Origin of the sequence: Eubacterium sp. AF17-7 (assembly GCF_003461285.1) — a bacterium.
Lineage (GTDB): Bacteria > Bacillota > Clostridia > Lachnospirales > Lachnospiraceae > Eubacterium_U > Eubacterium_U album.
The window spans coordinates 1-19,778 of sequence record NZ_QTWU01000017.1; the positions used below are offsets into that span (position 1 = coordinate 1).

Consider the following 19,778-nt stretch of genomic DNA (forward strand, 5'->3'; position numbering starts at 1 on the left):
ATTGGTGGAGCAAGAGCCGGAGTTCTTGAAACAACATTCAGAACAGAAACAGAGACAGACTTATTCGGAGAACAGGCAGTACTTTGCGGTGGTGTTTGTGCATTAATGCAGGCAGGATTTGAAACATTATGCGAAGCAGGATATGATCCAAGAAACGCATACTTTGAATGTATCCATGAAATGAAGCTTATCGTAGACTTAATTTACCAGTCAGGATTTGCAGGAATGAGATATTCAATATCAAATACAGCAGAATATGGTGATTATGTAACAGGACCAAAGATTGTTACAGCAGAAACAAAGAAAGCAATGAAGAAAGTACTTAGCGACATTCAGGACGGAACATTCGCAAAAGAATTCTTACTTGATATGTCACCGGCAGGACGTCAGGTACACTTCAAGGCTATGAGAAAGTTAGCTTCAGAACATCCATCAGAAAAAGTTGGACAGGAAATCAGAAAACTTTACAGCTGGAATAATGAAGAAGACAAGTTAATCAATAACTAAGATTGATTTAGAATGTCGGACTGAATTGAGATTATATAATTACATAGAATTTGCTCGGGGCAGACAGCTGTCCCCTGACAGAGTCGCAATGACTCCATGATATATGTAACTGAGCGATGATTGTAAATTTTAAAATTTACGGTTGTCGCTCTTTTGTTATGCACAATGAGCCAAGTTTTTTCAGTTTTTTGCTGGCAAAAAAAACTGAAAAAATTTGGCGAATGTATAATCACTGAGAAGAAGCGAAGCGGATTCGAAGTGTTATACAAGGCGAAGCCGTGTGCATAACAAAAATACAAAAATCAAGCGGTATAGTTTCAGTTTTTTGCTGGCAAAAAAAACTGAAAAAATTTGGCGAATGTATAATCACTGAGAAGAAGCGAAGCGGATTCGAAGTGTTATACAAGGCGAAGCCGTGTGCATAACAAAAATACAAAAATCAAGCGGTATAGTTTCAGTTTTTTGCTGGCAAAAAAAACTGAAAAAATTTGGCGAATGTATAATCACTGAGAAGAAGCGAAGCGGATTCGAAGTGTTATACAAGGCGAAGCCGTGTGCATAACAAAAATACAAAAATCAAGCGGTATAGTTTCAGTTTTTTGCTGGCAAAAAAAACTGAAAAAATTTGGCGAATGTATAATCACTGAGAAGAAGCAAAGCGGATTCGAAGTGTTATACAAGGCGAAGCCGTGTGCATAACAAAAATACAAAAATCAAGCGGTATAGTTTCAGTTTTTTGCATGATTTTGTAATGATTAATTGCACAAAAAATGCGAAATTGTGATATAATTTATATATCAAATGAACGAGGAGGACGTGGCTTATGAAAAAGAATATTATTACAATTAGTAGAGAATTTGGTAGCGGCGGAAGAACAGTTGGAAGAAAACTTGCAGAGAGACTTAATATTCCTTTTTATGATGGGGAAATAATTGAAAAAGTACATGAAGAAACAGGATTTTCTCAGGATTTTATTAAGGAGCAGGGTGAACACTCACCAACTAAAAGTATTTTCTCATATGCATTTGTAGGAAGAGATGTGAACGGAATATCTATAAATGATTATGTATGGAATGCACAGAGAAAGATAATTTTGGACTTGGCAGAAAAAGGACCTTGTGTTATTGTCGGAAGATGTGCTGACTTTATTTTGAGGGACAGAGATGATTGCTTCAACGTATTTATTCATGCAGATGAAAAATTTAAAGCAGAACGTATTGTTAAGGAATATGGTGAGACAGATAAATCACCTGAGAAACGTTTAAGAGAAAAAGATAAAAAGCGTAAAATAAATTACAAATATTACACAGACCAGGATTGGGGCGTATGTGATAATTACGACATTTCTTTAAATACAGGAACACTCGGAATTGATAAGTGCGTAGATATTATCGAAGAACTTGTAAAATAATACTAAAAACTATTGACATTTGGCTCTAGTTAGTATAAACTAACTTGCAGTTAGGTAGAACTAACAAGCCATTATGTATAATTAGAACTGAGAAAGGCTTAATTTTCCCGATTAAGCCTTTTTCGTTAGTATTATTTAAAGGAAGTGATTAGAATGCCGTTTATAGTAGAAAATATCGGAACAATTGTTGTAGCTGTTATTTTAATAGCAATAGTAGCTCTTATAGTATGGTCGATGAGAAAAGACAAGAAAAATGGTAAAACCTGTAGCGGATGCAGTGGTTGTAGCGGATGTAGCGGTTGTAGCCATGGTGGACAGTAAAAAATATATTTCCTTATAAGAATAAAAAAACTCTCTTTTAAAAGCGAATAGGCGAAAATTAATCCTATGCTTAAAGGAGAGTTTTTGTTGTGTACTGTAATATTATAAGAACTTGTTTATGAAACTGATTTCCCAACCAGTTCTAAAAGGTATGGAATTTCTGCTTCAAAATTAACTCCGTATGTTACAGCATTTTTATCGTTATAAGTGTTTTCAATACATTTACAGGTGTAATCGGCGGCAATTTTTAATGAGTCTTCAATAGAAAAATCATTCATCAATGCACCGGTAACTGTGCTAGCAAAAACATCTCCGGTCCCATGGGATTTAATCGCAATTTCCTTGGTAGAATAACTGAAAAAAGTTTGACTTTCAGTATTGTATCCAATATATCCGAAACGATTAGGTTCAATATGTACACCTGTTATAACTGCAATTTTCGGACCTAGATTAGCAAGTTTAAGTAACATAGCTTTAATTTCATCTACAGAGGCGTCTTCCCCGGGATATGGAGTGTTAGTAATAAATGCGGCTTCTGATATATTCGGAAGAATAATATCTGCATCAGAGCAAAGAGTAGTCATTTTTTTAGCAAATGCCATGTCAAAGCCTGTGTATAACTTCCCATTATCAGCCATTGCCGGGTCTACAATGATATAACCATGCGGATTATTAAATGTTTTAAAATAATCAGAAACAATGTCAATTTGTTCAAGCGTTCCGATATATCCTGTGTAAATGGCATCAAATTTAAAACCTTCTTTAACCCATACATCTTTAATCGAAGGCATATCTTCAGTCAAATCCCTAAATGTGAAATTTGAAAAATTAGTATGCGTGGATAAGACCGCAGTAGGAACAATGGCAGTTTCCACGCCCATAGCAGAAATTATGGGTAAGGCAACAGTCAGAGAGCATTTCCCAATGCAAGAGATATCCTGTATAGTCATAATTCTTTTCATAGAATATTTTCCTCCGTTTACAAAAGCAATTTTCTACATTATAATCCACTTATGGTATTATTGAAAAGACCTAAATTTGTATTATTTAAAACACCAGATAGGGGAAAAGATGCTGACATATAATTTAAATGAAAGAGGAACGCTCACATTGTACGAATATTTGTACAAATGTATAAAGGATGACATAGTATCGGGAAAAATAAAAACAGATGAGAAGCTACCTTCAAAAAGAAATATGGCAAAAAATCATGATATAAGCGTAATAACCGTAGAAAATGCCTATGCACAGCTTTTAGTAGAAGGGTATATTCGCGCAGTTGAGAAAAAAGGATATTTTGCAAATGAGATTACAAATCAGATATCTGAAAATCAGGAAGTAACAGAAAATGTTAGTGAATACAAAATTAATAAGCCTGAGAAAGTAAAGTGGATAGTTGATTTTAATTCAAATCATGTAAGGTATGACAGTTTTCCGTTTGCTACATGGTCAAAAATAATGAGGCAGAAACTTTTAGATGAGGAAAACTCATTTCTTATGACACCATCAAGGAATGGAATATGGGAATTAAGAAGTGCGATAGCAAAGCATTTACGTGAGTTCAGAGGACTGACTGTATTGGCGAATCAGATAATTGTTGGTGCCGGAACAGAATATTTGTATGGACTTATAGTTCAGCTTTTAGGAAGAGATTCAGTAATTGCCACTGAAAATCCCGGATATCGAAAGATAAGCATGGTATATGAAAGCAATGGTGTAAGAACTATACATTTGCCTATGGATAATCAGGGAATAAGTATAGATGAATTAGAAAAAAGCGATGCAAATATAGTTCATATTTCACCAAACCATCATTTCCCTACAGGAAAGGTAATGCCTGCGGCAAGAAGACATCAGCTTTTAGAGTGGGCAAATATGGGAGAAAGATATATTATAGAAGATGACTATGACAGTGAGTTTCGATTTTCAGGAAAACCAATACCTACAATGGCAAGTATAGATAAAAATCAAAAAGTAATTTATATGAATACTTTTTCAAAGACACTTGCACCATCAATTAGAATCGCATATATGGTGTTGCCATTTGAATTAATGGATAAATATACAAAAAAATTAGATTTTTATTCGAGTACGGTTTCAAGCTTTGAACAATATACTCTGGCAGAATTTATAAAAGGTGGTTACTATGAGAGACATATTAACCGAATGAGAAATTATTATAAAGACAGCAGAAATAAAATTATTACGGCAATAAGAAATTCTTCGATATATCCACAGATTTCCATTGAAGAAGAAAACTCAGGACTTCATTTTATCTTGAGAATAAAAAAGAATATTGATGATGAAAACTTTAAAAAGTATTTAAAAGATAAACTTATTAACATTTCGTGCCTGACAGATTATTGTTATCAATATGATGATGAAGTTATTAATGAAAAATTTAGAAAAGAATTCAGCCATAAATTTATAATTAACTATTCAGAAGTAGAAGAAAGTAAAATGGTTGAAGCTCTTAAAATAATAGAACAGGCCTTAAAATTTACAGCAGAAAAAGATACGTAATAGTTTAAAAAACTCATAAATGTTCATACTGAAAATAGTATGGATATGTGAGGTTTTGTATGAAAGAGTTGCTACAAAATGAAAATATAAGAAAATGCATAAAATTATTTGCGGTTTCATTAGGCGTTATACTGGTGATAAAATATTTGCTGCCGCTGTTCTGGCCTTTTGTGTTAGCATATTTTTTAGGAGAGTTAGTGTGCAGACTATCAGATTTTTTGAATAGAAAATTGCAGTTTCATTATAAGGTAGCGGCAATATTTTCACTTGTAGTAATAGTAATTTTAATTTTTGTACTGCTAGCGTTAATTATAAACAAGTTATTAGGACAGGTACAAAATTTGGTCGTAAGCTGGCCTAAATTTCAAAATGATTTAGACTGTGGTATAAAAGAAATTTGCTGTAACACAGAAAAGCGATTAAGGATAAATAACGGACTTTTGTATCAGACAATGTGCGATGGAATGGATGAAGTATCAAAAGTAGCAAAGAAAAATGTGTTTGTTAAAATAATGTCAAACTCTAAATCCGTTGTGATTGTATCAGTGGAAATTATAGCAGCGATTATAGTTGCAGTAATGGCGGCATATTTTTATGTAGTGGAAAAAAGCGATATAAAAGAAAAAATAAAAGGGCTATTTTTCTATAATGAGCTTAGCAAAATAAAAAGTAAAATGTCTATAATATTCAGAGCATATATAAAAGCACAGTTAGTTATCATGCTTATAACAAGTACATTGTGCAGTATTGGATTTGCACTGATTAAAAATCCATATTTTTTAATACTTGGAATTGTAGTGGGACTGTTAGATGCACTTCCTTTGATTGGGCTTGGAATTATAATGATACCGTGGGCAGTTGGTTATTTTATAATTGGAAATGTAAGAAAAGGGCTTGTAATAGCTGTTGTTTATATAATATGCTATTTTGTAAGAGAAATTTTAGAACCTAAGCTTATAGGTGATAATGCAGGAATAGGACCTCTTACCAGCCTTGTATGTATATATATTGGATATGAAATATTTGGACTATTGGGAGTATTTTTAGGACCGATAGCTTATATGATAATACAACAAATGACAGAATGAAGGTGTATAAATGAAATATAAATGTAATAACGATATAAAAATGAATATTCCAAAAGATGTGGATTTTATAATAAAAAAATTGGAAGAAAACGGATATGAAGCATTTGCGGTAGGCGGATGTGTAAGAGATACAATACTTGGGAGAGAACCAAAAGATTGGGATATAACAACGTCAGCGCTTCCACAGAAAGTAAAAGAAATTTTTAGAAGAACTCTCGATACGGGATTACAGCATGGCACGGTAACTGTAATGTTAAAACATATAGGCTATGAGGTTACCACATACAGAATTGATGGGGAATATAAGGATAGTAGACATCCTGAGTCAGTTGAATTTACAACAAATCTGATTGAGGATTTAAAGCGAAGAGATTTCACAATAAATGCCATGGCGTATAATTCAAAATACGGAGTTGTGGATGCATTTGACGGAATAGGTGATTTGCAACGAAAGGTTATTAAATGTGTAAATGATCCTGAAGAAAGATTTACGGAAGATGCTTTAAGAATGCTTAGAGCAGTAAGATTTTCAGCACAGCTTGGATTTGAGATTGAGGAGAAAACTGAGAAAGCAATAAAAAAACTTGCACCGACTCTTGAAAAAATAAGTGCAGAGAGAATTTGTGCTGAATTAGAAAAACTTATTCTTTCAGATAATCCTGACAAATTAATTGAAGCATATAATTTAGGAATTACAAAGGTCGTATTGCCTGAGTTTGATGCAATGATGGAATGCAAACAGGATACTCCATATCATATGTACAATGTTGGAGAACATACAATCAAAGTAATGGAAAATGTTGAAAAAACAAGAGTTATGAGATTTGCAGCATTGCTTCATGATGTTGCGAAACCGGATGTACATACATTTGATACGAGAAGCCATTTTAAAGGACATGCTATAGCAGGCGTGGAAAAGGCAAATAAAATAATGCGTAGATTGAAAATGGATAACAAGACGATTGGACTGGTAAAAAGACTTGTTGCCTGCCACGATGATCGCCCTGTGGAGCATGGACGAAGTGAAGAAAAGGTAAGGAGAAGTGTGCATAAAATAGGAAAAGACATATATCCATTGTATTTACAACTTGTAAATGCAGATTTTGCAGGAAAAAGCGAATATGGACGTGAAAAAGGTTATGATGATTATTTATATGTTGTAGAAACATTTAACAAAATAGTAGATGAAGAACAGTGTACCTGTTCAGCAGAATTAAATATAACCGGAAAAGAAATGATAGAAATGGGTGTAAAGCCGGGACCAAAGATTGGAGATATATTTGACAGACTATTAGACATGGTATTAGAAAATCCTCAGTTAAATGAAAATGAAAAATTACGAGAATTAGTTTTAAAATTTAATGCATAAAAAGAAAAATTTTCCAGCTTCATATTCTGGATTTGCATTGCAACCGTCTTAGAATTTAATGTATAAAAATAGAGCGAATAAAGTTTTGACAACGAAAAAATTTGCTACAAAAAATTAAAATATCTTCTGAAGAATTTAATACTTAGGAATATCGCAACCAAAAATATCATAGTATAAAAAAGCTGAAACTATCTGAAACAAAAAGAAAAAGTCCCAGATAAACAGAATATGGTATTGAGAGGTGGCTGTATGAATGAAAAATCGTTAACTGTATTAGAGCAGTATGAAATTAATCTAAAGGAGATATTTAGAACAAAGGGAAATTATGGGTGTGTCACGGAAAAAGACATATATATTTTGCAGGAATATAATGATGGCGAAAAAAAGGGAGGAACCCATAATTTGATAGGTACGTATTTGGAGAAAAATGGGTTGTGCTGCGATTATCCTATTCCAAATAAGGAAGGCAAGTATGTGTCGGTCAGCATAGACGGATATACGTATATCTTAAAAAAATGGTTTAATGCCAGAGAGTGTGATATATCGCTAAAGACAGATATAATGAAATCTGTTAGTAATTTAGGAAAGTTCCATAGCATAACCGAAAATACCTACGATTTATGGAATGATGAATATAGTTTACATAATATTGATAATATAATAAACGTCTATGAAAGACATAATAGGGAAATAATAAAAGTAAGAAATTATATTAATAAAAGGAAAAATAAGTCTAAATTTGAGCTTGACCTTCAGGTGGAAATTGGCAAATATTACAGGCAGGGTGAGCAGGGAATATGGGAACTGAAAAATAGTTCATATGAGCAGTTATATAAAGAGGCTATAGCTAATAAATCAGTATGCCATGGAGTGTTTAATCATCACAGCGTTCTATTTGAAGATGGAAAAACGATTGTTATTAATATGAAAAAATTTGGATATGGATTGCAATTATATGACTTTTACGGATATTTAAGAAAGATAATGGAAAAAAATGAATGGGATGAAGAACTTGCATGGGAAGTCATGGATACATATTCTTTGCAGGTAAATCTGACCAAAGAAAAAATTCGTGTATTATGGAGTTTTTTTGTGTATCCGGAAAAGTTTTGGAAAATTATAAATTACTATTTTAATTCAAATAAAGCATGGAGTTCAGATAAAAATCAGGAGAAACTAAAACAATTTCAATTTCAGGAGGAAAAAAGACAGCAATTTATAGCACAACTTAAGAAAAAATGGGAATAAAAAATATTTTTTTATCTAAATTGTTATTTATTTTATGGTATCTTTGTATTATAATAAGTTCGAACTTTGTAGGAAGAGATTGAGGAAGTAGGAGGAGAAATCATGAGCTATAAAGATATATATAACGAATGGCTTAATAATCCATATTTTGATGAAGCTACGAAGGCAGAACTTCAGGCTATTAAAGATGACGAAAAGGAAATTGAAGACAGATTTTATATGGATTTAGAATTTGGTACTGCAGGGCTTAGGGGAGTTATTGGAGCCGGCACAAACCGAATGAATATTTATGTTGTCAGAAAGGCAACTCAGGGACTTGCAAATTACATCAATAAGATGGGACAGGGAAGCAAGGGAGTTGCAATTGCTTATGATTCAAGAAATATGTCACCTGAATTTGCAGATGAGGCAGCTTTATGTCTTTGTGCAAATGGAATCAAGGCTTACGTTTTTGAAAGTCTCAGACCAACACCTGAATTATCATTTGCAGTTAGATATTTAGGATGTACAGCAGGTATTAATGTGACAGCAAGCCATAATCCGGCAGAATATAACGGATATAAAGTTTACTGGGAAGATGGAGCACAGATTACACCACCTCATGACACAGGAATTATGAGTGAGGTTAAGGCAGTTGCGGATTATTCAGCATGTAAGACAATGGATAAAGAAAAGGCAATTGCTGATGGTTTATACATACAGATTGGTGCAAATGTAGATGATCCTTACATTGCAGAATTAAAGAAACAGGTAAAGAATCAGAAATGCATAGATGAAATGCAAAAAGATATCAAGATTGTTTATACACCACTCCACGGAACAGGAAATATTCCGGTAAGACGTGTGTTAAAAGAATTAGGATTTGAAAATGTATACGTAGTAAAAGAACAGGAATTACCTGATGGTAATTTCCCAACAGTAAGTTACCCTAACCCTGAAGCTGATGAATGCTTTGCGCTTGCAAAGAAAATCGGTGATGAAGTAGGAGCAGATTTACTTTTAGCTACAGACCCTGATGCAGACAGACTTGGAGTATATGTAAAAGGTGATAAACCAGGAGAATATCATGTACTTACAGGAAATATGTCAGGATGCTTATTAGCAGAATATGAACTTAGCCAGATGAAGGAAAATGGAACATTACCTGAAGATGGAGCTTTAATTAAGACTATTGTTACAACAAATCTTGCAAATGGAATTGCAAAATATTATGGAGTAAATCTTATCGAAGTACTTACAGGATTTAAGTACATCGGAGAACAGATTCTTAAATTTGAAACAACAGGAAAAGGACATTACTGTTTTGGATTTGAAGAAAGCTATGGTTGCTTAATCGGAACTCATGCAAGAGATAAAGACGCAGTAGTTGCATCAATGGCACTTTGCGAAGCAGCAGCTTATTATAAGTCAAAAGGAATGTCATTATGGGATAAGATGATTGAAATGTACGAAAGATATGGATATTGCATGGATGGAGTACAGTCATTAACATTAAAGGGTAAAGAAGGAATTGAAAAGATTCAGAATACTCTTGAAAAATTAAGAAAAGACGTTCCAACAGAATTTGACGGACTTAAGATTCTTTCAGCAAGAGATTACAGAGAAGATGTAATTAAAGATATGGTAACAGGAAAAACAACTAAGACAGGTTTACCTAAGTCAAACGTACTTTACTATGATTTAGAAGATGATGTATGGGTATGTATCCGTCCATCAGGAACAGAACCTAAGTTGAAATTCTATTACGGTGTAAAGGGTACAAGTTTTGAAGATGCACAGGAGAAACTTGATAAGCTAGGCAAATATTTACTCGATATGGTTAACTCAATGCTTTAAGCCGTAAATATAACTAATATTTATTTGTAAAGACTAATTTATGTTATAAAAATAAAAGCACTATAATATATTCTTAATAAGAATTATTGTGGTGCTTTTTTTATGGCAAAATGTAGAATGGTTTTAGCATTTACTGTTATTTTGGTGGGCATTTGCTTATGCTCCTGTAAAATAGAAAAAATAAGCAGCAAAAAAACGAAGGATGTTGAATACACAATTGTTCCTGAAAATGAAATACCACAGGAAGTAAAGAAAGTAATAGATGAAAAGAAAGGCTCGGAATTTAAATTGGCCTATACTGATCCTGAATACACATATATTCTTATAGGATATGGAAAGCAGGATTATCAGGGTTACTCAATTATTTTAAAGGAACTATATGAAACAACAAATTCAATATATGTACAAACTAAATTTAAAGGTCCTAAAGAATATTCAAATATACAATCAGAAACATTTCCGTACATAGTAATAAAAATAGAATCCACGAATAAAAATATAATATTCGCAGAATAAAAATAATGGGAGGGCATATGGAATTAGTTAAAAATAATGTATATTTGAGAAATAAGGCAGGGCAGGCTGCTAACAAAATGTATGTAAATGAAGAAGTGAATGTATCAGAGGTTTTTCCGGAAATTTACAATATTGTAAGGGAAAAAACAGAAATTCAATTGGATAAAGTTACACCCGAAACTGACCAGGTCATATTAAATGGATACATAAATTACAATATTTTGTATTATACAAATGATTCAGATATGGTGTATGGAATAGAGGGAGAAATTCCATTTGAGGAAACATTAAGAATTGGAAACACAGATGAAAATAGTATTGTTGATGTGAAAATGGAAGTTGATAGTTCAAATGTGAAACTATATAACTCTAGAAAATTTGCATTAAGGGCAGAAATTTTGATTTCAGCTGTGTCAGAAGGGCTTGAAAGCATAGAATTTCCGGATAAGATGGAAAACAGTAGAGGGATGGAAGTATTAAATGATACGGTAGAAACAATGTCCGTAGTTGCTGAACAAACTGAAAACATACGCATAAAAGAAAGCGTGTATATACCGGGAGTTAAGCCGGCAGCAGATAGAATAGTATGGAAAGAGTTGAAACTTAAAAATGTGACATCAAGAGTAAATGATGGAATGATAAATGTATCCGGTGAAATGTATGTGTTTATTATGTATTTGCCGGAGGAAGCAGATATGCCTAATCAGTGGATAGAAACAACCGTAGATTTTAAGGATAATTTGGAAATGAGTGAAGCTACAGAAGATTTAATTTCATTTATAAATGTGACGCTACAGGATGGAAAAATACATTTAAATGAAAATGAAGAGGGAGAAAATAGGGAACTTTCGATAGACGCAGTTTTGCAATTAGAGATAAAACTTTATAAGGAAAATAAAACTGAAATTTTAATGGATATATATTCACCAACTAAAAATGTACAGACAAAATTAAAAGACGTATGCTATAAAAAATTGCTTGTGAAGAATGCATCCAGAACAAAAACAGTAAAAAAAATTGAACTTGATCAGTCTAAAGGAAATGCTTTGCAGATTTGCAGCAGTACAGCAGATTTGAAAATAGACAATATTGAAATTGTTGATAACGGAATCGTGGCTAAAGGAAAAATGAAAGCATGTATAATGTACATTTCTTCAGATGACAAGAGACCTGTTTGTGCAAAAGAAGACAGCTGGGAATTTGAACACAGAATTGATGCAGACGGCATAAGTAAAGATGATTCATACTATGTTAAATGGCGCGTAGAACAGGTAAATACAAATATGGTAAACAGCAGTGAAATTGAAGTTAAAGCCGTAGTTGCACTTGAAGCTATCGTGTTCAAAAAATGTGATATGCAGGTTATAAATGAAGTTGAAGTAAAAGAGTATGATAGTGAAATGTTAAATGAAGTTCCGGATTTAGTTGGTTATATAGTTCAGAGAAATGATACTCTGTGGAATATTGCAAAATCTAATTTTACAACAATGACACAGATAATTAATGTAAACAAGTTGGAAAACTCCAGAATAAAAGAGGGAGAAAGACTTTTGCTTACGAAAACCTGTAATGAGTAAAAGTAGGATACTTTTGTTTACAAAAATCTTTAATGAATATATGGAGAATACTTTTGCCTAAGTAAACTTGTAATGAGTAAAAGAAATTAGTATACTGATATGGCGTAAGTAGAAGCGTATTTGATTGTTTGAAAGGTTAAGTACAGAATATGGATAAAATTGAATTAAAAGCTTATGGAAAAATAAACATAGGACTTGACGTTATAAGAAAAAGAGAAGATGGTTACCATGATTTGGATATGATTATGCAGACAGTAGGTGTGTATGATGATGTAATAATATCAAGGGAAGATGGCACGCAAACTTATGAAATAGAAGTAAGCACGGATGCAGATATTTTGCCAAATGATAAAGGAAACCTAGCTTTTATGGCTGCAAAAGTATTAATGGAAGCTTATGATATAAAATCAAAAGTTAAAATTCATATAAATAAGAGAATACCTATAGCAGGAGGAATGGCAGGAGGAAGTGCTGATTGTGCAGCTGTATTAAGAGGTGTAAATAAGTTATTTCAATTAGGGCTTACAGATGAACAGTTACAGGAATACGGTGTAAAGCTTGGAGCGGATGTGCCTTATTGCATAGTAGGTGGAACAAAAAGAGCGCAGGGCATAGGTGAAATATTGACAGATTTACCTACACCGCCAAAGTGTTATGTGATAATTGCAAAGCCGGACGCATTTGTTTCAACAAAATTTGTTTACAGCCATATACGCCCGGCGCAGATAGAAAATCATCCTGACATAGATGGAATAATCGAATCTATAAAAGCAGGTGATTTATACGGAATGTGTGAAAAGATTGCAAATGTAATGGAAGATGTAACAATTCCTGAATATCCAATTATTCAGAAGGTTAAGGATATTTTGAAATCAAATGGAGCGGTCAATGCGTTAATGAGTGGAAGTGGACCTACAGTCTTTGGTATATATGATGATGAAGAGAAAGCTAAACAATCAATGGATGCATTATCAGGAAAAGAGTTTGTGAGTCAGCTTTATCTTACAAAATTTATTTAAGCTTTATCTTACGGAATTTATTTAAATAATTTATTTAAAAACGTTAAATATTTGAAGCGGAAAACAGTGTTGTCTTCTGAAATATAACTATAATCTTCCTCGGAGATATTTTCTTTGATAATTTCTTTTGATGATTCGGGAAGAATACCGGAAGATGCATCAACAAAGCATAAAGGTGGATAAAGAACGCACCACCAGTTATGACCTTCTCCACTTCCTATATACATTGTATAAGAAAGATAAGTGCCGGAAGGAAATGACATATCACCGTATTTTTTAACCGGGAAATCATCTAAGCCAAATGAGGAAGATATAGCGTAATCATAGCCATTATTTTTTATGACAGTGTTAGCTATTTTCTTTAAATCTTTATCGTGAGAGGCAATGAATTGTTTGGCATCTTCTAAAGAAGTGAATTCAGAAGAATGCTGATTCATATAGCCAACAACATTGTCTTTGACTTTCAATTTTAAATTTTGGTCTGGAATGGTATCGCTATTTGCCTTAACATGGAAACGGATAACACAATTGCTAAGGTCATTTTGCACCTTAGATGATTTTGAATTATGCATAATTGCAAGAGCAAAAAAAGAAACAACAAATATAACAGAAACAAAAAATTTATTTATATGTAACATGTAAATACTCCTCTATAAAAAAATATATAACTATGTGCAAAGTAAAAAAATAAATAATTATGTGCCAAATAAAAAATAAATAACTATGTGCAAAGTAAAAAATAATTATGTGTAAAATAATTTAAATCTAAGTGGGGTTGCGGACTGTTAGAATAAACGATATATATTAATCCGCAATATAATTTATTGCAACAATATTATTTATATAGAGAGTTCCCAAAAAAGAAAAAAATATACATATTTGATAAATAAAGAACAAAAAATAGAAAGAGATAAATAAAAACTATGAATGAAGAAGTAATTATTTCAATAAAAGGATTAAGAGTTACCGAAGACACCGACGAAGATGTAGAGGTTATTACACCTGGAAAGTATTATCTTAAAAATGGAAAACATTATTTGCTTTATGATGAAATTGATGAAGAAAGTGGTAAGACAATTAAAAATATGATAAAGATAACTTCGGAATATGTAGAAGTTACAAAACGAGGAGGCATTAGTTCAAAATTATGCTTTCAGGAAGAAAAGTCTTATCAATCAATTTACAGTACGATGTTTGGTGAATTCCTTATGGAAACAAAAACAGATGCTGTGATGCTTGATGAATCAGATGAAGTTATTGAAGCAACAGTTAAATATGAATTGTTTATTAATGGAAGCAGTGTTTCAACAAATAATATAGTTATTAAAGTTGAAAATAAAGTAAAATAAAAATTTAGAAACTAATATAGAAAAGTGCTAGATTTTACTCATGATTTAAAAATCGAGAAAAGTGCTAGGTTTCGTCTATCCTTGAAAAACGAATAAAAAACAGATTATGTTGTCACAAGTTACAAAAGCAAATGATTAAATGTTGCTTTATGCAAACTGTATTATGACATCATAATCTGTTTTTTATTATAGTTGTTATTTCTTTTTCTTACCAAAGAGACCTTTTTTCTTAGGTGGTTCATATACAGGACCACGGATTCTCTTAAAGTTAGTGATGTAAATTCCGCTTACAGTAGCTTTGATTTCCTGCTTAGGAAGAATCTGGTCAAAAATCTTTCCGTCGCAAATAAGGTTCATAACCTTAGGACCGGCTTTTACTTTTACGATTGGAAGTTTAGCTCTTCTCATGTATTTAGGTGTCTGTTCAACAACGATACTTGGAAGTCCGGCTTCCTTTAATTTCAGTTTCTTTTTATCGATTACTAATAAATTAACTGTCTGAGCATTTGCTTCTAAAGTTTTCTGCTGTTCAGCCTGCTTCTTTTCCGCTTTTCTTCCTAAGAAATATAAAACAACGAAAGCAACAAGTAAAACGGCAATTATTACGATAAGTGTTATTGTAAGTGCCTTCATTACTTACCTCCTATATAAAATTCTTTCAATATTTTAGCATTTAAAACAAAAATTTACAACATAATATAAAAATATGTTGTAAATTAAAGAATCTATTTATTTTCATCAAGAAGTTTAGCTACACATTCCTGAACATGTGAAGTAAGTTCACGTTGTTCAGGTCTGCTTAAATCCTTTGTTTCAATTGGCTTTCCGAAAATGATTTTTACAGTTCCCGGTTTTATTTTTGGAAAATGTTCTTCAAAAATTGCCGCTGAATTAATAATTCCAACAGGAACGATAGGTTTTTTAGCTTTAATGGCCATTTTTAAACTACCCTCTTTAAAAGGAAGCATTTCGTTAGTTTTTGAACGTGTTCCTTCAGGACAGATGAACATTGAAACACCGTTTTGTAAATAGTCAGTACCTTTTTGAATTGTCTTTAAGCCTTTACGTGGATTTTCTCTGTCAAGAAAAAGACAGTTAACAAAGTACATAATCCAACTTAATAATGGAATTTTTTTCATTTCAGCTTTAGCAATGTAACCTGTAGGGCGTTTCATATATTGATATGTAGTAACAATGTCAAAGTAACTTTTGTGGTTTGATGCAAATAAAACAGAAGTATCATCGGGAATGTTTTCTAATCCTTTAACTTCGGTTTTAACACCGCTAATTTTCATTACAATCCAAAATCCAAATTGTACCCATTTTAAACAAATTACGCTTCTAAGATTCATGTTAAACTGCTGAATGATTAATTCAACCAACATAAATGGCAGAGAAACGATTAAATAAATTACCAAAAAGATGGCTAAAATAATAAGTCGCATCATATTATTTAGTATTCTCCTTATATCATTATTGCATTCGTATAATTGTAGTCGCAAATATATTTAGTTGGAATATTACAATTAAAAAAATGCCTTTTATTATTGTAAGTGGAAAGAATGAAAAAATCAATATACACTATATTTGATAATAAAACGAATATATTACGTGAAGTGAAAAACTGAAAGCCACTTTTAACAGATGAAGTGGATTTTAGGTTTACACAAATATACTAATAAGATAGAAAAGACAATATTAAAATAAGAAAAGAAAAAAGATTGATTTACAAAAAAAGCGTTGGAAAATATGCAATTTAAATATAAATAAGAATAAATAAGAGAAAAATGTATTAAAATAACAAATTTATTAGTAATAATATACATTGTAAAGACAGAAAAGTTGGCGAATATGTATAAAACACCCATAAAAACGGTTTTATTTATTGAATATTAAAATTGCGCGTGATATACTATGGTTAACTTGCGAAATAGTCATTTCGCACTATGAAATAGGAGGAGATTAAAATGAAGTTAGTAAAGAAATTTGCAGCAGCTGTAGCAGCAATGGCACTTACAGTTGCTATGACAACATCGTGTTTTGCCGCTAGCTGGGGAAGCTATTTCGGACAGAACGAAGGATGGTATGAAGGAGCATATGGTGAATTAAAGAGCTCAACAGATACAAGCTGGACAGCTAACATGGACGCTATCGGTTGGGGCGGATGCTGGGGAGGTCAGGTATTCCAGCAGAACCTTAAGATTAAAAAAGGCGATGAATATCAGCTTAAGTTTAATATGACATCAAGCAAGTGTGATAAATGGGTATTTATCAAAATCGCAACAAAGGATGATATTGCATACGGTGATTGGATTCAGTTAAAGGCTGGAAAAACAACAAAGTATGATGTTACTTTCAAGGCTAAAGTAGATGCTGATTCAATTTACTTTGGTATCGGTGGTGATTTTGGTGACAGAGCTGAGGGAACAGATCAAGCAAAGGGAGCTATTTACCAGTATTCAAAGACAAAACCAAATGATGGTGATGCTACATACGCTACAGAGCTTAAATGTACAGGTTACTCACTTGCAGCAACTAAGGCAGCAAGCACAGATACAGCATCAAATGATAATGCGTCAGCAGACAGCACAGATACAACAAGTGCTTCAACAGATACAGCAAGCACAAGCGTAACAGATTCAACAGATACTTCTGCAGTAGCAACAGGTGATTTCGCACCTATCGCTTGCGCAGGTGTTGCAATTGCAGCAGCTTCAGTAGTTGTTATCTTTTCAAAGAAGAGAAAAGAAGCTTAATTAAAAATTAATTGAATTTAATATTTAATAAAAAGATAGAGCAAAATTTGCAAATGCGGTTTTGCTCTATCTTTTTTTGTTATACACAATGAGCCGAATAAAAAAAGTTTGTTATACACATGACTGCGTCATGAATAACCACCTCAAATCCGCTGCGCTACTTTTCGGTGATTATATATTTGGCTCATTGTGTATAACAAACAATAATAAATAATAACAAACAATAAAAGGCTGAAAGTGGCATAAATAAAGGGTTTTACCACCAAATATCGCAAAAATACAACAAAAAATGTCTGTATATAGTAATTGTGAATGATTTAACAAAGAAATGAAACGGTTTTAAATAACAAAGTATACAAGTTTGGGAAAATGAGAAATAACAAAAATGTATAAAATATACAAGAATACGATTTGTAAAATCGTTTTTTTATGTTGATTTGTACATATATGTGTGCTAGAATATGAATTAGGAAATCACGATGTGAATTCTAATGTAGGTGAAATTTTTAAATTTTTTGAAGGAGGAAGTTATAATGAGAAAATTTAGCCGCAAAGCATTAGCTTTATCACTTTGCGTAGTTTTAGGAGCTACAGGTTTTACAGGTTGTGGCGATAAGAAAAATGGAGGCGGTTCTTCTAAGGGAGATAATACTGCAGACATGAGCACAGGCCTCAACAAAGATGCAGAAGGTGACATATCAATCATGGTATGGTCAGGTGATGGTCAGTATTATGAAGATATAGGACATATGGATTGGACAAAGGATGACATTAAAGCACAGAACGTTGCAGCAGTTTATGCAGTAGCTAAGAAGTTTAATGAAACATATCCTAATGTAAAGATTAACCTTTTTGCTAAATCAGGTGATCCTAACCAGGCCGGAACAAACACATGGGATCAGGAAATTGAAAACTTTAAAGTAGACCATGGTAAATATCCTGATATTTGGGCATCAACAGATGTTCCTAATGACATTAAGAAAGGTTTAGTTGCAGATTTATCAGTTTACAAAGATGAAAGTTCATACAAAGCATACAATGAATCACTTATGGCAACAATGAACTATTGGGGATTCCAGGGCGCATTGCCATCATACTCAATTCCTTGGGGTATTTGGGTTAATAAATCACTCGCAACAGAAAACAATATCGATGTTCCTGATATTGATTGGGATATTGATGAATATACAGATTTTATCAAGTCAGCAGATTGTGAAACATTCTGGGGCGACAAGAGCACTCCTGTACGTTTAATTGAAACAGGAACAGAAGATATTAATAAGAGCATCTTAGAGAATGGAACAGTTAATGTTAACTCAGATGCAGTTAAAGACTTGCTTACATATGTACCTGAATGGGCTGAAACAACAGTTGACGTTGCTGAAGGTGCAGGAAATCTTTCAGAAGAAATTGCTAAGGAATGTGGTCAGTACAGCTGGTATTACTTCTGTAACAATAGATTATTAACAGATTCAAATGATCCTTGGTATCTTGCTAGTGCAGCAGATCCTAATGCAAAGAGCACACTTGGTGTTGTACAGGCAGATGACTTTGATATTTATCCAAGACCATCTACAGAATATTGTGATAATACAGTAGGAACAGTAGTTGACCCAATCTGTGTACACAATTATGCGTTAGATGATAAGAATGCTGAATGGAGTGATTCAGAAAAACAACAGTTATTAGTTGCTTACACATTTGCAACATACTGGACTGGAAGCACAGAAGCTAAGCAGGCAATTGCAGATCAGGAATGGGTTCAGGGTACATCATATAAACCTGCTATGAACGATACATTCCCAGTAGTAACTGGAGATGCATATGATGAACAGATGGATATCTGGTATTCAATCGATTCACATGCAGTTTACAAAGATACAGAAAAATTCCCTGGATTTGCAGAAGTTGTTCGTTTATATAAAGAAGGACAGACATGGGATTACTCAGATAAGACAACTCCAGTATCAATTACAGAAAATGGTGAAAAACAGAGCTGTTTATATGAATGGGAAAACATGTGGGATGAAAATGTAGCAGGCGCATGGCAGACAGACCCTGACTGGGTTGACAATGTAAAATCTAGATTGGCTGACTGGAATACAGCTATGAATAAAGATTTAGAAGCAGCTACAGAACAGTTGAAGGAATCTTTAAAGGAATATTATGGATTCACAGATGCTGATTTTAAATAAAAGCTGATTGTTAACATCATTGCGGAACTACTCACTTGGGCAGTTCCGCTTTTGTAACAAGAA

General features: G+C 32.8%; 17 protein-coding genes and 1 pseudogene. 14 read left to right on the forward strand and 4 right to left on the reverse strand.

From position 1 onward, the window contains the following. From DWW96_RS12085 to DWW96_RS12095, 3 genes and pseudogenes are all read left to right on the forward strand, one after another. Positions 1-507 (forward strand): annotated as a pseudogene (locus DWW96_RS12085) (ketol-acid reductoisomerase); the annotation flags it as partial. Between the two features lie 823 nt (positions 508-1,330). Further along, complete coding sequence (locus DWW96_RS12090; RefSeq protein WP_022088792.1) at positions 1,331-1,918, forward strand: cytidylate kinase-like family protein; 588 nt, start codon at positions 1,331-1,333, stop codon at positions 1,916-1,918. 153 nt (positions 1,919-2,071) lie between these two features. Then, positions 2,072-2,239, forward strand: a complete 168-nt coding sequence (locus DWW96_RS12095; RefSeq protein WP_117910598.1) for a FeoB-associated Cys-rich membrane protein — start codon at positions 2,072-2,074, stop codon at positions 2,237-2,239. 116 nt (positions 2,240-2,355) lie between these two features. On the opposite strand, the gene DWW96_RS12100 is transcribed toward DWW96_RS12095, so the two are convergent. After that, positions 2,356-3,201 (reverse strand): pyridoxamine kinase, encoded by an 846-nt coding sequence (locus tag DWW96_RS12100; protein ID WP_117910599.1) that lies wholly within the window; start codon positions 3,199-3,201, stop codon positions 2,356-2,358. A 109-nt stretch (positions 3,202-3,310) separates the two neighbouring features. On the opposite strand from DWW96_RS12100, the gene DWW96_RS12105 reads away from it, so the two are divergent. The 8 genes from DWW96_RS12105 to ispE all read left to right on the forward strand — a co-directional run bounded on the left by DWW96_RS12105 (position 3,311) and on the right by ispE (position 13,415). Then, on the forward strand, positions 3,311-4,762 hold the full coding sequence (locus DWW96_RS12105) for a PLP-dependent aminotransferase family protein (RefSeq protein ID WP_117910600.1): 1,452 nt from the start codon (positions 3,311-3,313) through the stop codon (positions 4,760-4,762). 59 nt (positions 4,763-4,821) lie between these two features. Beyond that, positions 4,822-5,850: an AI-2E family transporter gene (locus DWW96_RS12110; RefSeq protein ID WP_117910601.1), complete on the forward strand. Its 1,029-nt coding sequence runs from the start codon at positions 4,822-4,824 to the stop codon at positions 5,848-5,850. Positions 5,851-5,860: 10 nt separating this feature from the next. Next, entirely contained in the window at positions 5,861-7,219 is a 1,359-nt protein-coding gene (locus DWW96_RS12115) for a CCA tRNA nucleotidyltransferase (RefSeq protein ID WP_022088797.1), read from the forward strand. A 249-nt stretch (positions 7,220-7,468) separates the two neighbouring features. After that, complete coding sequence (locus DWW96_RS12120; protein WP_022088798.1) at positions 7,469-8,467, forward strand: spore coat protein CotS family; 999 nt, start codon at positions 7,469-7,471, stop codon at positions 8,465-8,467. 102 nt (positions 8,468-8,569) lie between these two features. Further along, positions 8,570-10,303, forward strand: coding sequence for a phospho-sugar mutase (locus DWW96_RS12125; protein WP_022088799.1), 1,734 nt, complete (start codon positions 8,570-8,572; stop codon positions 10,301-10,303). 102 nt (positions 10,304-10,405) lie between these two features. After that, complete coding sequence (locus tag DWW96_RS12130; protein WP_117910602.1) at positions 10,406-10,819, forward strand: protease complex subunit PrcB family protein; 414 nt, start codon at positions 10,406-10,408, stop codon at positions 10,817-10,819. 17 nt (positions 10,820-10,836) lie between these two features. After that, positions 10,837-12,396, forward strand: coding sequence for an SPOCS domain-containing protein (locus tag DWW96_RS12135; protein WP_022088801.1), 1,560 nt, complete (start codon positions 10,837-10,839; stop codon positions 12,394-12,396). Between the two features lie 149 nt (positions 12,397-12,545). After that, positions 12,546-13,415 carry a 4-(cytidine 5'-diphospho)-2-C-methyl-D-erythritol kinase gene (ispE, locus tag DWW96_RS12140; RefSeq protein WP_022088802.1) on the forward strand — a complete coding sequence of 290 codons (870 nt, stop codon included), beginning with the start codon at positions 12,546-12,548 and terminating at the stop codon, positions 13,413-13,415. Between the two features lie 17 nt (positions 13,416-13,432). Here the strand turns inward: ispE and spoIIR are convergent, their stop codons facing one another. Next, positions 13,433-14,053: a stage II sporulation protein R gene (gene spoIIR, locus DWW96_RS12145; protein ID WP_022088803.1), complete on the reverse strand. Its 621-nt coding sequence runs from the start codon at positions 14,051-14,053 to the stop codon at positions 13,433-13,435. Positions 14,054-14,338: 285 nt separating this feature from the next. On the opposite strand from spoIIR, the gene DWW96_RS12150 reads away from it, so the two are divergent. Beyond that, positions 14,339-14,764, forward strand: coding sequence for a DUF1934 domain-containing protein (locus tag DWW96_RS12150; protein ID WP_022088804.1), 426 nt, complete (start codon positions 14,339-14,341; stop codon positions 14,762-14,764). Positions 14,765-14,959: 195 nt separating this feature from the next. Here the strand turns inward: DWW96_RS12150 and DWW96_RS12155 are convergent, their stop codons facing one another. Together DWW96_RS12155 and DWW96_RS12160 are read right to left on the reverse strand one after the other, a co-directional pair. Then, positions 14,960-15,397 (reverse strand): hypothetical protein, encoded by a 438-nt coding sequence (locus DWW96_RS12155; protein WP_022088805.1) that lies wholly within the window; start codon positions 15,395-15,397, stop codon positions 14,960-14,962. 92 nt (positions 15,398-15,489) lie between these two features. Continuing rightward, positions 15,490-16,212 (reverse strand): lysophospholipid acyltransferase family protein, encoded by a 723-nt coding sequence (locus DWW96_RS12160; protein WP_117910604.1) that lies wholly within the window; start codon positions 16,210-16,212, stop codon positions 15,490-15,492. Positions 16,213-16,731: 519 nt separating this feature from the next. Between DWW96_RS12160 and DWW96_RS12165 the strand changes: the two genes are divergently transcribed. Both DWW96_RS12165 and DWW96_RS12170 read left to right on the forward strand, forming a co-directional pair. Further along, positions 16,732-17,520, forward strand: a complete 789-nt coding sequence (locus tag DWW96_RS12165) for a hypothetical protein (RefSeq protein ID WP_022088807.1) — start codon at positions 16,732-16,734, stop codon at positions 17,518-17,520. 533 nt (positions 17,521-18,053) lie between these two features. Next, positions 18,054-19,715 carry a hypothetical protein gene (locus DWW96_RS12170; RefSeq protein ID WP_117910605.1) on the forward strand — a complete coding sequence of 554 codons (1,662 nt, stop codon included), beginning with the start codon at positions 18,054-18,056 and terminating at the stop codon, positions 19,713-19,715. The last annotated feature ends 63 nt before the right edge of the window (positions 19,716-19,778 follow it).

Excerpts from the sequence above, each read along its gene's own strand:
- DWW96_RS12165 (WP_022088807.1), top strand. The coding sequence starts at position 16,732 with ATGAAGTTAGTAAAGAAATTTGCAGCAGCTGTAGCAGCAATGGCACTT.
- DWW96_RS12110 (WP_117910601.1), top strand. The coding sequence starts at position 4,822 with ATGAAAGAGTTGCTACAAAATGAAAATATAAGAAAATGCATAAAATTA.
- spoIIR (WP_022088803.1), bottom strand. The coding sequence starts at position 14,053 with ATGTTACATATAAATAAATTTTTTGTTTCTGTTATATTTGTTGTTTCT.
- DWW96_RS12115 (WP_022088797.1), top strand. The coding sequence starts at position 5,861 with ATGAAATATAAATGTAATAACGATATAAAAATGAATATTCCAAAAGAT.
- DWW96_RS12095 (WP_117910598.1), top strand. The coding sequence starts at position 2,072 with ATGCCGTTTATAGTAGAAAATATCGGAACAATTGTTGTAGCTGTTATT.
- DWW96_RS12170 (WP_117910605.1), top strand. The coding sequence starts at position 18,054 with ATGAGAAAATTTAGCCGCAAAGCATTAGCTTTATCACTTTGCGTAGTT.
- DWW96_RS12120 (WP_022088798.1), top strand. The coding sequence starts at position 7,469 with ATGAATGAAAAATCGTTAACTGTATTAGAGCAGTATGAAATTAATCTA.
- DWW96_RS12105 (WP_117910600.1), top strand. The coding sequence starts at position 3,311 with ATGCTGACATATAATTTAAATGAAAGAGGAACGCTCACATTGTACGAA.
- DWW96_RS12150 (WP_022088804.1), top strand. The coding sequence starts at position 14,339 with ATGAATGAAGAAGTAATTATTTCAATAAAAGGATTAAGAGTTACCGAA.
- DWW96_RS12155 (WP_022088805.1), bottom strand. The coding sequence starts at position 15,397 with ATGAAGGCACTTACAATAACACTTATCGTAATAATTGCCGTTTTACTT.
- ispE (WP_022088802.1), top strand. The coding sequence starts at position 12,546 with ATGGATAAAATTGAATTAAAAGCTTATGGAAAAATAAACATAGGACTT.
- DWW96_RS12100 (WP_117910599.1), bottom strand. The coding sequence starts at position 3,201 with ATGAAAAGAATTATGACTATACAGGATATCTCTTGCATTGGGAAATGC.
- DWW96_RS12135 (WP_022088801.1), top strand. The coding sequence starts at position 10,837 with ATGGAATTAGTTAAAAATAATGTATATTTGAGAAATAAGGCAGGGCAG.
- DWW96_RS12160 (WP_117910604.1), bottom strand. The coding sequence starts at position 16,212 with ATGATGCGACTTATTATTTTAGCCATCTTTTTGGTAATTTATTTAATC.
- DWW96_RS12125 (WP_022088799.1), top strand. The coding sequence starts at position 8,570 with ATGAGCTATAAAGATATATATAACGAATGGCTTAATAATCCATATTTT.
- DWW96_RS12090 (WP_022088792.1), top strand. The coding sequence starts at position 1,331 with ATGAAAAAGAATATTATTACAATTAGTAGAGAATTTGGTAGCGGCGGA.
- DWW96_RS12130 (WP_117910602.1), top strand. The coding sequence starts at position 10,406 with ATGGCAAAATGTAGAATGGTTTTAGCATTTACTGTTATTTTGGTGGGC.